General features: G+C 43.6%; 15 protein-coding genes. 11 read left to right on the top strand and 4 right to left on the bottom strand.

All coding sequences use genetic code 11. The features are described from left to right. The first annotated feature begins 88 nt into the window (after nt 1–88). The 8 genes from WKI49_03990 to WKI49_03955 are packed head-to-tail and all read left to right on the top strand — an operon-like array spanning nt 89 to nt 6,207. Complete coding sequence (locus tag WKI49_03990; GenBank protein MEJ7621662.1) at nt 89–298, top strand: type II toxin-antitoxin system HicB family antitoxin; 210 nt, start codon at nt 89–91, stop codon at nt 296–298. Next, on the top strand, nt 298–498 hold the full coding sequence (locus WKI49_03985) for a type II toxin-antitoxin system HicA family toxin (GenBank protein ID MEJ7621661.1): 201 nt from the start codon (nt 298–300) through the stop codon (nt 496–498). The genes WKI49_03990 and WKI49_03985 overlap by 1 nt, the downstream gene beginning before the upstream one ends. Before the next feature lie 36 nt (nt 499–534). Beyond that, nucleotides 535–3,567, top strand: coding sequence for an efflux RND transporter permease subunit (locus WKI49_03980; GenBank protein MEJ7621660.1), 3,033 nt, complete (start codon nt 535–537; stop codon nt 3,565–3,567). Nucleotides 3,568–3,579: 12 nt separating this feature from the next. Beyond that, the gene (locus WKI49_03975; protein ID MEJ7621659.1) at nt 3,580–3,876 is read left to right on the top strand and encodes a GYD domain-containing protein; all 297 of its coding nucleotides are present in this window, start codon (nt 3,580–3,582) and stop codon (nt 3,874–3,876) included. A 7-nt stretch (nt 3,877–3,883) separates the two neighbouring features. Next, nucleotides 3,884–4,225, top strand: coding sequence for a hypothetical protein (locus WKI49_03970; GenBank protein MEJ7621658.1), 342 nt, complete (start codon nt 3,884–3,886; stop codon nt 4,223–4,225). Next, complete coding sequence (metF, locus tag WKI49_03965; GenBank protein MEJ7621657.1) at nt 4,194–5,075, top strand: methylenetetrahydrofolate reductase [NAD(P)H]; 882 nt, start codon at nt 4,194–4,196, stop codon at nt 5,073–5,075. Before WKI49_03970 ends, metF begins: the two co-directional genes overlap by 32 nt. Continuing rightward, entirely contained in the window at nt 5,072–5,281 is a 210-nt protein-coding gene (locus WKI49_03960; protein MEJ7621656.1) for a MoaD/ThiS family protein, read from the top strand. The genes metF and WKI49_03960 overlap by 4 nt, the downstream gene beginning before the upstream one ends. A gap of 5 nt (nt 5,282–5,286) precedes the next feature. Further along, nucleotides 5,287–6,207, top strand: a complete 921-nt coding sequence (locus tag WKI49_03955; protein MEJ7621655.1) for a TIGR00269 family protein — start codon at nt 5,287–5,289, stop codon at nt 6,205–6,207. Here WKI49_03955 and WKI49_03950 read toward each other — a convergent pair. Genes WKI49_03950 through ilvE form a run of 4 tightly spaced genes read right to left on the bottom strand, consistent with a single transcriptional unit; the run spans nt 6,170 to nt 9,222 of the window. Further along, entirely contained in the window at nt 6,170–6,631 is a 462-nt protein-coding gene (locus WKI49_03950; protein ID MEJ7621654.1) for a GNAT family N-acetyltransferase, read from the bottom strand. The two genes, WKI49_03955 and WKI49_03950, sit on opposite strands and share 38 nt — an antisense overlap. Beyond that, a complete protein-coding gene (locus WKI49_03945; protein ID MEJ7621653.1) occupies nt 6,628–7,233 on the bottom strand; it encodes an outer membrane lipoprotein carrier protein LolA in 606 nt (201 codons plus the stop codon). The genes WKI49_03950 and WKI49_03945 overlap by 4 nt, the downstream gene beginning before the upstream one ends. Further along, nucleotides 7,230–8,315: a M28 family peptidase gene (locus tag WKI49_03940; GenBank protein ID MEJ7621652.1), complete on the bottom strand. Its 1,086-nt coding sequence runs from the start codon at nt 8,313–8,315 to the stop codon at nt 7,230–7,232. The genes WKI49_03945 and WKI49_03940 overlap by 4 nt, the downstream gene beginning before the upstream one ends. Then, nucleotides 8,305–9,222: a branched-chain-amino-acid transaminase gene (ilvE, locus tag WKI49_03935; protein ID MEJ7621651.1), complete on the bottom strand. Its 918-nt coding sequence runs from the start codon at nt 9,220–9,222 to the stop codon at nt 8,305–8,307. The genes WKI49_03940 and ilvE overlap by 11 nt, the downstream gene beginning before the upstream one ends. 77 nt (nt 9,223–9,299) lie before the next feature. Between ilvE and panD the strand changes: the two genes are divergently transcribed. The 3 genes from panD to tilS form a co-directional block, all read left to right on the top strand. After that, a complete protein-coding gene (gene panD, locus WKI49_03930) occupies nt 9,300–9,698 on the top strand; it encodes an aspartate 1-decarboxylase (protein MEJ7621650.1) in 399 nt (132 codons plus the stop codon). Next, nucleotides 9,688–10,290: a hypothetical protein gene (locus WKI49_03925; protein MEJ7621649.1), complete on the top strand. Its 603-nt coding sequence runs from the start codon at nt 9,688–9,690 to the stop codon at nt 10,288–10,290. The genes panD and WKI49_03925 overlap by 11 nt, the downstream gene beginning before the upstream one ends. Further along, nucleotides 10,287–11,184: tRNA lysidine(34) synthetase TilS (gene tilS / locus WKI49_03920; protein ID MEJ7621648.1), on the top strand; the 898-nt coding region annotated here is incomplete at its 3' end. The genes WKI49_03925 and tilS, both read left to right, overlap by 4 nt.

Genomic DNA, 11,184 nt, shown 5'->3' with positions numbered 1-11,184 from the left:
AAAGAACCTTCCTCATAGTGAGAAAGATTATAACATACTGACCAGTCGGTCGGTTGACATACAGGCTAAGAGAGTTTAATGTATTTTTATGGTTTTCCAAGTAGTTATCCAAAAGGATAAACATGGCTATTTTGCCTACTGTCCTGAACTGCCCGGTTGTCATACACAGGGAGACACCTTTGAGGAGGTTGTAAAAAACATAAAGGAAGCTATAGAGCTTTACCTTGAAACCCTTACGGAAGATGAGCTTGAGGAGCTTAGAGGTAGGGAACTTATAACTGCATTCGTGGAAGTTTAATGCCAAAGCTACCAAGGCTTACACCGCAGGAGGCAGAAAGGCTACTTTTAGCCAATGGTTTTGAATTGCTCAGAACAAAGGGAAGCCATCGCATATATGGCAAGGGAAAACTAAGGATAGTGATTCCTTTTCATACAGGCAAAACACTACATCCCAAAATAGTGAAGGAAATAATGAGACTTATAGAAGAAAGCGACTAACATACTGACCAGTCGGTCGGTTATAATATACCCACCATGTATCGCTTTTTTATACACAGACCGGTCACCTCTTGGATGTTTATGATAGCCTTTATAATCCTTGGGCTTTATTCTCTGAAGAAAATACCCCTTGATAGGCTTCCTGACGTGGACTTTCCCACAGTTAGCATCGTAACTACCTATCCCGGTGCAAATGCCTACGTGGTGGATGTGAACGTCACAAGAGTTATTGAAGACCAGATAGCCACCATAAGCGGGATAGAAAGCATCTCATCTGCCAGCTTTGCTGGCATTTCAAGGATAACCATAACCTTCTCCCTTGAGAAGGACATAGACGTGGCAGCACAAGAGGTCAGAGATGCGGTGCAAAGAGTTCTTGGAAAGCTTCCAGATGGCGTAGACCCACCTCTGGTTAGAAAAGTGGATACCTCCCTCGTTCCCGTTTTTGTTGCCCTACTTCACTCAAAGACTGCGGATTATCAGACCCTTGCTTACTGGGCGGAAAAGGTCATAAAGAGGGAGTTTGAAAGGATAAATGGCGTAGGGCAGGTAGACCTTGGCGGTTTTAGAGACAATGTGCTTTGGGTGAGGATTGACCCAGAGAAGCTCTACTCAAGAGGGCTTGCGGTTCAGGACGTATTGGATGCGGTAAGTAAAAACCACATAGAAGCACCAGCAGGAGCCATATACGGCAAAAACAGGGAATACATACTAAGGCTTTACGGAAAAGCTCAAGACCCAAGAGAGCTTGAAAGTGTATACATAAGAAACGGTGTAAGGCTTAGAGATGTGGGCTTTGTGGAGTTCACAGAAGATGAAAGAAGAGGCATGGCAAGGTTTATGGGCGAGCAGGCTATCGCCTTGGTTGTTTACAAACAATCTAAGGCTAACACCGTTGAAGTGGTGGATGCGGTAAAGGCAAAGATGGAAGAGCTAAACAGACAACTACCTCAAGGTATGAGAATGGACTATACCTTTGATTCCTCCATATTTGTAAAGGATAGCGTCAGAGCTGCAATAGAGGAGATAATAATAGGTAGTTTGCTAACCGCCCTCGTGGTTTACTTTTTCCTTGGAAACTTAAAGCTTACCCTTGTTCCCATATTTGCAATACCCATAACCCTTCTTGGCACTGTCTTTTTCATCTACCAGCTTGGAAACTCCCTTAATACCTTTACCCTTCTTGCCCTTGCGGTGGCAGTAGGCATAGTTATAGACGATGCCATAGTGGTGCTTGAGAGCATATACAGAAGAAGATACGAAGAAGGTCTTAGTCCCTTAGAGGCAGGAGAAAAAGGCACTCGGGTAGTCATCTTTGCCCTTCTGGCTTCTACCGCCTCTTTGGTGATAGTCTTTTTGCCCATCATATTCCTCAAAGGTGTAGTAGGCAAGCTCTTTGGAAGTTTTGCACTAACACTTGCTATAGCCATAGCACTCTCTTACCTTGTTGCCATTAGCTTTACCCCCATGGCGGTTTCAAGACTTGTGGCAGGTCCACCTTCCACTAACCCCTTTGTAAGAGCTTACGAGAGGTTTGAAAACTTCTTTGATAGGCTTTTGAGGTGGTCTCTTGACCACAAGTTGGTGGTTATAGCCTTCTCTTTACTTAGCGTTTTTATAGGCTTTCAACTATTTAAGGCGGTCAAAAAGGAGTTTTTCCCCATCGTAGATGAGGGTAGGTTTCTTATAAGGTTTGAAACGCCTGTGGGCTCTTCCTTTGAATACACAGAGCAGAAAACAAGGGAAATAGAAGCAATTCTTCTCAAAAACCCTTACGTGGACCGCTTTGGTATTGCTGTAGGTCAAGGAGTGGCAGGAAGACCGGATGTAAACGGTGGTCTTGGCTTTGTTTACCTAAAGGAGGGCAAAAGACCCCATCAGGCAAAGATTATGGAGATGGTAAGAGAAGAGCTAAGAAAAGTAAAGGATGTGAGAGTAAGCGTAGAGCCTCCGGGCATTGTGGGACCCGGCGGTGGGAGGTTGGTAGACCTCCAGTATGCTATAAAAGGTCCCTCTCTTGAAGAGCTTCAAAACATAGCCAATAGACTTACCACAGAGTTTAGAAACAGGGCTGGCTACAGGGACGTGGACACAGACCTTAGGCTAAATGAGCCACAGATTCAAATAAGGGTAAACAGAGAAAAACTTGGAGACCTGGGTGTTAGCGTGGAGGACGTGGCAATAACCCTAAACGTCCTCTTTGGAAAGTTTAAGCTCGGAACTTATGAAGTTGGTGCGGAAAGCTACGATGTGTATGTCAAGGCTATACCGGAGTTTGTGCAAAACATGGAAAACCTCAAAAGGGTATATGTGAGAAACCTCAAGGGAGAGCTTATACCACTAACGGAGCTGGTAGATATACAAGTAGCCACAGGTTATAAGGTAATAAACCGATACAACAGACAATATTCTTTCAACTTCTTCGCCAACCTATCTCCAGAAAAGCCTCTTGCTGATGCGGTGGCAGAGGTTGAAAACTGGCTAAAAAATAACCTTCCACCCGGCTACACCTTTGAGCCGGTGGGTCAAGCAAAGGAGTTTCAAAGAGCCTTTCAAGGTCTTGGCTTTGCCCTTCTTTTTGCACTAATAGGCGTTTATATGGTGCTCGCTTCTCTTTTTGAAAGCTACAGGCATCCCTTTACTGTGCTTCTCATGGTCCCCCTTGCAGTGGCTGGTGCTTTCGGGCTTTTGCTTCTTACAAATACCTCACTCAGCGTCCCCTCCTACTTTGGCATAATCCTCCTTGTGGGTATAATCGTCCGTGATGCGGTGCTATTCATAGAGAGGATAATCCAGCTTAGAAAGGAAGGTATTCAAACCCGTGAGGCTATCCTTCAGGCAAGAAAAGAAAGGCTAAGACCCATCCTTATGACTACCTTTACCATAGTGTCCGCTCTAACACCCGTAGCCCTTGGTCTTACCGCAGGTGCGGAGCTAAGAAAACCCCTTGCCCTTGCAGTCATAGGTGGTATATTCACGGGACTTCCACTTAGCCTTTTCCTTTTGCCAGTGCTGTATGAACTCTTTGACAAGCTGAGCCTAAGAAATTATCATATTAGAAAAACCTAAGGAGGTGTCGCCATGCCAATTTATGTAATGCTAACCACTCTAACCGACGAGGGTATGAAAACCCTCAAGCACAAGCCCGAGAGGATAAAGGAAGTAGACAAGGAAGTGCTGGAGCGTTTTGGCGTCAAAGTGCTTGCCCAGTATGTGGTGATGGGACCCTACGACTTTGTGAACATTCTTGAAGCTCCAGACAACGACACCATAGTGAAGATGGCGGTGGAGCTTGGCTCAAGAGGGACTATAAGGACACTTACCATGCCTGCCATTGATGTAGACCAGTTTATAAAGGACCTAAAGGAGCTGGGATAAGGCATTTATGGAGCATACCCTTAGAGCATTCTTTGAGATAACACTGAGATACACAGACCTAAAGTGGGCAAAGACCAGGGATGACCTTATAAGCAGGTCTATAAAGGCTTTGAGAGCCTTCAAAGAAGGCAAAGACCTTGAAGAGATAAAGGGCACAAGGGAACTGAGCTTTGAAATAGAAGACTCCCTTCCCTTTCTCTACTCTTTTGTAAAAGAGCATCCAGAGGAAGTGGAAAGGCTTATAGAACTGCTTAGTATGTTTATAAAGTCGCCAACACCCTGTAAAATAAGACTTATAAACTTTTCGGAGGCTTTGCTTGAAGATAGGAGATTATCTAAGGCAGGGTAAGTTTAGCGTATCCTTTGAATTTTTTCCCCCAAAAACGCCAGAAGGCGAGGAGGAGCTTTTCCAGACCATAAAGAGCCTTCAGCAGTTAAACCCTACCTTTGTGTCTGTAACCTATGGAGCGGGTGGAAGCACAAGGGACAGGACAAGAAGAGTAGTAGAAAGAATTCACAAAGAAACAAACCTTACCGTGATGGCACACCTTACCTGCATAGCACATACAGAAGAAGACCTATACCATATACTCAAAGGCTACACACAGATAGGGATAGAAAACATATTAGCCCTTAGAGGAGACCTTCCTGCAAACATGCCAGATTTTAAGCCTCCAGAGGGTGCCTGCAAACACGGCTCTGAGCTCGTAAGGTTTATAAGGGAAAACTTTGGAAATACCTTCTCCATAGGCGTTGCCTCTTACCCAGAGGGACATCCAGAATCTCCCAACATGGAGTGGGAGATAAGATACTTCAAGCAGAAGGTAGAGGCGGGTGCGGACTTTTCCATAACCCAGATGTTCTTTGATAACTCTTACTTTTACAGGTTCTTAGAACTTTGCCAAAGGGCAGGCATAAACATTCCCATTATACCGGGTATAATGCCAATTACCAACTTCCGGCAGATACAAAGGTTTGCCAGCATGTGCGGTGCGGAGATACCCCAAAGCCTTGTGGAAAGACTTGAGCCTTATGCGGACAATCCAGAAGAGACACTAAAGATCGGTGTAGAGTTTGCCATAGAGCAGTGCCTTGACCTTTTGGACAACGGCGTGCAAGGTCTGCACTTTTATACCCTAAACAAATCAAAGGCTACACTTCTTGTATACGAAGGCATAAAAGGTGCACTCAAAACATGAGGGTGAAGGTAAGCTATAGAGGACAGGAGTTGGAATTAGAGCTTGAAGAAAAAAATCCAAGGGCTAAGGATATTCTTAGGGCTCTTGGACTTTCCAGAGAATACGCCTTTGTAGTAAGAGACGACGAAGTGCTTGAGGAAAATGAACCAATAAGAGAAGGAGACTATTTAAGGGTTATAAACGCCATATCGGGTGGATATATTTAAAAAGAATGCGTAGGTGTCAAAGGTGCGGACAAAAGGCGGTAGTGTATCTCCCTCAACATAGGCTTTCTCTTTGCAAGGAGCACTACATAGAGTGGTATCTCAAAAGGGTAGAGTCCACCATAAGAGAGTTCAAAATGTTCGGTAAGGACGATAGGGTCCTTGTTGCAGTCTCTGGTGGGAAAGATAGCCTTTCTCTGTGGGATGCATTGTGTAGGCTTGGATACACAGCGGATGGTCTTTATATAGACTTAGGTATAGGTGAGTATTCTCAAAAGTCTAAGAAAGCCTGCGAAAACTTCGCACAAAAAAAGGGTCTAAGGCTACATGTCCTTGAGCTAAAAAGGGAAATAGCTTCCATTCCAGAGATAAAGGAAGTGGAGAGAAACAGACCTGCTTGCTCCTTTTGTGGTTTGCTAAAAAGATACTATATGAACAGGTTTGCAAGAGAAGGTGGCTACAAGGTTATAGCAACGGGACACAACCTTGACGATGAAAGTGCAACCCTCCTTTCCAACGTGCTAAGCTGGAACATGGGTTATCTTTCAAGACAGTTTCCAGTCCTGTTGGAAGGAGAGGGTTTTGTGAGGAAGGTAAAGCCTCTTGTGAAGTTTACAGAAAAGGAAAACGCCCTATATGCCTTTCTTTCTGGCATTGAATATGTGGAAGAGGAATGTCCCTTCTCGGAAGGTGCAAGCTCCATAGAATACAAGAAAACACTTGCCCAGATGGAAGAAAAGAGCCCAGGAACCAAGCTAAGGTTTTACATGGACTTTTTGAGAAGACTGCACCCTATACTTCAAACCCAAGAGGTGGAATTAAGACCTTGCAAAGTCTGTGGTGAGCCCACCACTGCTGAAGTATGCTCCGTCTGCAGGTTAAAAGAAAGGGTTATTCCAAAGCTTTTGTCATCCTCACCCAGTAGTTAAACCTGTCCCTCTCCTCAAAGCCGAGATTTTTGTAAAAGTCTATAGCCTGTTTATTTTCGTCTCCTACCCAAAGCTCCGCCATATCAAGCCCCCTGCTTTTGAAGTATTCCAAAGCCTTTTGCACAAGAGCCCTACCTATACCCCTATTTCTATACTCGGGAAGAACCACAAGTTCATGAATAGCACCCACCACCTTACCTTCCCTTTTACTAAACCAATTTCCGTCGCTGGCAATAAAGCCAACTACTTTGCTATCCTCCTCTGCAAGCCATATACCCGCCACATCCCTCCTAAAAAGCCAGTTAAGATATGCTTGCACGTCATCTGGGTGTGTATAGGAGTATTCCTCAAGACCCTTGTAGCCTAACAAATATAGGTCCACCAAAATTTTTATGTCCTTCTCTTCTGCCCTTCTTATGGTCATGGTCTTACAACTCTCGCCCCTTCGGGAACTACCACTCTAAAGAGGTTTTCAGAGGGTGTAAAGTTTGTGGTAATCCTTAGAAACTCTATGGTAGTGATTGTGCCACCCTTTTCTTCAACCCTTATACTTCTTATATCTCCCCTTGAAGATACCTCCACCAAAACCCTTGAAAAATAGTCGTCTCTAACCTTTGGCTTGAGAATAAAGGTCTTTCCTCTTGAACCTTCCATCTCACCCACAAGTTCAAAAACCTCAGAGAGAGGTCTTGAGACCAGAAATAGGGCTTCCACCACCGGCGAACTGTTTCTTTCAACTCGTTCAAGAAAAGCAGTCCTATCCCTGGGAACATAAACCATGACCTGCACTCCGTTAGACACTATAAGGGTCTTTTCTGGCTGTTCGTATTCTATCCTAAACCTTCCTCCTCTCTGGGCATAGAATATCCCCTTTGATACCTCTGGTTTTGACTGCCACGGATACTGGACTCTTTGCACAAAGTCCACCCTTATACTTCTTATACCTTCAAGTCTTCTTTCAAAGTCTTCAAAGGACTGTGCAACAGCTAAGGATACCATAAAGAGGAATAGCATTAGCACTTTCATAGCTTATGAAACCTCCTAAGAAAAGATAGTATAACCTCATACCACATAGCCACATGGTCCCAGCTTATGGCGTCATAGTTGTCATAAATGGTATGCCTTAGGGTAAAAGGGTGAGAGCTAAGATAGAGAGTTTGGATGCCTAACTCCTTAAAGGGTAAGTGCTCACCTTCCAGCTCATCAACCGTGCAAAAGTCTATATCCATCTTCATGTCCTGCAAATGCCTGTAGAACATTTCGTTTATCCTCTCTCCATTGTATCCCGCTCTATCTTTGTATACGACCACAGGGTTATGCCATCCTATACCCTCAAGGTTTATACAATAAAAGGTATGCTTTACCCCACTTCTTAAGTGAAACTTCACTCCTTCCATACCCAATTCTCCGCAGTCGGTGATAAGGAATCTAAGCCTATAGGGTAAATTGTAATTTTCTTTCAACTCTTCGTAGAGGAAAAGCAGGAGAAGAAAACCAATGCCATTACAAATAGCTCCATGTATCTCCGCCACCGTATCCATATGAGAAACCATGTATATCACAGGACCCTTTCCTAACTCCATGAAAAGGTTTACCCCTTTTATGACCCTTTCTTCTGACCTCACCTTAAGTATAACCTCAGAATCCTCCACTTTTGGAAAGTCCTCCCTTTTTATGCTGACTATCGGTATACCCACCCCCATATCATGACCGTGCACGTATGCGTCCGCCTTGTCTTCTGACCTATAGGTAATTATGGCTACCGCACCCTTTTGCTGAGCCTGAATAGCTTTTTCCTTAGTTAGGTCTGGCACAAGAGCTATATCACCTTCTATGTAGTTTCTCTTTACATAGGCTTTTTTTTCAATAGGTTTGCTTCCTATGTAGGCTACTGCCCTTATCTTTTCTTCACCTACAGTTAACCATGCCTCCTTGGGTATGAACTTTTTTACGGAAAAGGTCTCTTTTTTGTATTTGCATGAGTTATTTTTAAGAAAAGACTCTATGTGCCTGCGAACTTTTTCGCTTTCCTTTGTTCCTGACAACCTGTTATGAGTAAGAACATTGTATGCAAATTCCTTTAGAAACTCTAACCTTTCACTTTTCATAAACGGGCGTTAGCCAGCCAAAATATCGTTCTATCATCCCTCTTACCGCACGAAAGTATATGTCTTGAAGTTCTTTTGTAATTGGACCTATTTCTCCCTTTCCTACCTTTCTGTTGTCCACTTCCACCACAGGTGTTATCTCCGCTGCAGTGCCAGTTAAAAATATCTCATCCGCCACGTATAGTTCACTCCTTGCTACGGGACGCTCTTCTATCTCCACCACAAGCTCGTTTTTAAGAAGTTTCTTCACTGCAGAACGCGTTATACCCTCAAGTATATGCTCAGAGTAAGAGGGGGTTATAGCCTTGCCTTCCCTTATCAGGAATATGTTTTCTCCAGAACCTTCCGCAACAAAGCCATGTTGGTTTAACATGATAGCTTCGTCATATCCTGCCAAAAGAGCCTCTGTTTTTGCCAAAGCACTGTTTACATAAGCACCAGCCACCTTCCATCTTGAAGGTATGGAGTTGTCGTCATTCCTCCTCCAAGAGGATACCTTTACCCTTATACCCTTTGAAGTATCCAAATATCTTCCAAAGTTGTAGGTGTATATGGCTATTTCAGGCGTATAGTCTATTAGCTTGGGAGTGAGCTTGAGGTCCTTAAAGTAGACTATGGGTCTTATGTAAACGTCTTCTTTTATCTGATTTTTTCTGAGTAGTTCTACGGTTATGTTTACAAGGTCTTCCACGCTGTAGGGTAGTTCCATAAACATGGCTTTGCAGTTTCTTAGCAGTCTCTGATAATGCTCTCTTGCAAAGAGGATATATAACTGCTGATGCTCCTCATTCCAATAAGCCCTTATACCCTCAAAAATTGCAGTGCCATAGTGGAAGGAATTGGTCTTTATGTTTATGTTGGCTTCCTCTATTGGGACAAACTTTCCTTCAAAAAAGGCGTATTCCATGGCAATATAGATTATAGCAGAAAAGCGGTTGAAGTTTACAAGGCTTAGCTTATATTTTTATTCCCTTGGAGGCGGGCATGAAGAGGTTTATGTTAAAGTCAAAGATTCATAGAGCGAGGATAACGGGTGCGGAGCTACACTATGAGGGTAGCCTTTCCCTTGACCTTGCCCTCATGGAGTCTGCGGACCTTTTGCCTTTTGAGAAGATAGAGGTGTATAATGTGAGCAACGGTGCGCGTTTTTCCACTTATGTAATACCAGCACCAAGATACTCTGGTGAAGTAAGGTTAAACGGTGCCGCTGCGAGGTTGGGTGCAGTGGGCGATATTGTGATAATAGCCTCTTATGGTCTATTTGACAGGGAGGAGCTTGAGGGTTTTAGACCTTACCTTGTTTATGTGGATGAGAACAATCAAATAAGGGAAGTAAGGAGGGAGATGGTTATAGAAGGTGTGAATAGCTGGCATGATTGGTAAGGTTTTTAGAATATTTAGAGAGAAGGGAGGTGTGCTAAAAGCCCTTGAACTTTGGGATTGGTATGAGTCTCTTGAACCAAAGGACCAAAAGAGGGTGAAGTATTACTTTTCTCTAAAAAGCATAAAGGATATGCGATTTCCCTTTAGAGCAAAGCACTTTGATACTGGGGAGGTAAACAACCCTGGATACACGAAGGCTACCTTTCTTGGCACACTTGCTCAAACAGCCCTGCTTGACGGAAAATACGAGGATGCGGAATGGCTATACTTGAAAGCCCTTGAGCTAAGCCAGAGCCCTTACGAAAAGCATCTAATATTAAACGACCTTGTTATGCTCTCTCAAAAGCTAAAAGACTTTGAAAAGATGGAAAAGTATGCACGAATGGATTTGGAATTGTTCCAAGAGTATAAGGAGGAGCTCAAAGACAAAAACGGTGGCACTTTGCCACAGATAAACTCTTATGAGCTTATGGTTTATCTCCTGGAAAGGAAAGGAGACAAAAAGTCAGCTCTTGAGCTTCTTGAGAGGTTACACAAGGAAGGTGTCCCTCACCCCTTTTACGAGGAAGTGAAAAGAAGGCTCATCACATGAAATACCACAGGCTCATAAGAAAGGTAGTTGAGCTTCAGAGAAGAAAAGGGCTTATACCTAAAGGAGCTTCTCTGCTTCTTGCCTTCTCTGGAGGTGTAGATTCTGTAGCCCTTACTCTTTGTATGCTTGAGCTAAAGGACTTTTTAAGGCTCAAAAGGCTTGCATTGGCTCATATAAACCATCAACTCAGAGGAGATGAGTCTTATAGAGATGAAGCCTTTTGTGTAGAGTTTGCAAAGGCGAAGGGTCTTGAGGTGTTTGTGGAGAGGATAGAAGTTAAATCGGAGGGGGAAAACCTTGAGGCTAAGGCAAGGGAGCTAAGATACAAGGCTCTTGAGGAAGTAAGGCAAAGAGAAGGCTTTGACCTTATAGCAACCGCTCATCATCTTAATGACTTGGCAGAAACTGTTCTCCTTTGGCTTGTACGTGGTGCAGGAAGGGAAGGTCTTTTAGGCTTTGAGGAGAAAAAGGGCAACATAGTCAGACCCTTGTATTTGGCGACAAGAGAGGAGATAGAGGACTTTGTAAGGTCAAAGAGGGAAAACTGGGTGGAGGATTCTACCAACTACGACCTTAGCTATGCGAGAAACCTTATAAGGCATAAGGTTATTCCAGAACTAAAGAAGATAAACCCAAGGCTTGAGGAGAGTTTCCTAAGGCTTAAAGAGATTCTAAAAGAAGAAGAGGAAGTCCTTGAAGAGCTCACACAAAAGGCTATTATGGAAGTTTTCAAAGAAGGGGAGCTTGACAGAAGAGCCTTTTTGAAATTGCCACAAGCCATAAAGAGGCGCATAGTTTATCGCTTTTACGGTATAAGGAGTATGAAAGAAATAGACAGCATAATAAACAGTATAAAAAAGGGATATGCTCTTGAAAAGCCGGGGCACATGATTA

It is taken from the genome of Aquificaceae bacterium, assembly GCA_037722135.1.
Lineage (GTDB): Bacteria > Aquificota > Aquificia > Aquificales > Aquificaceae > Pampinifervens > Pampinifervens sericum.
The sequence above is the reverse complement of the archived record's forward strand: the minus strand, read 5'-3'. Positions and strand labels throughout refer to the sequence as shown.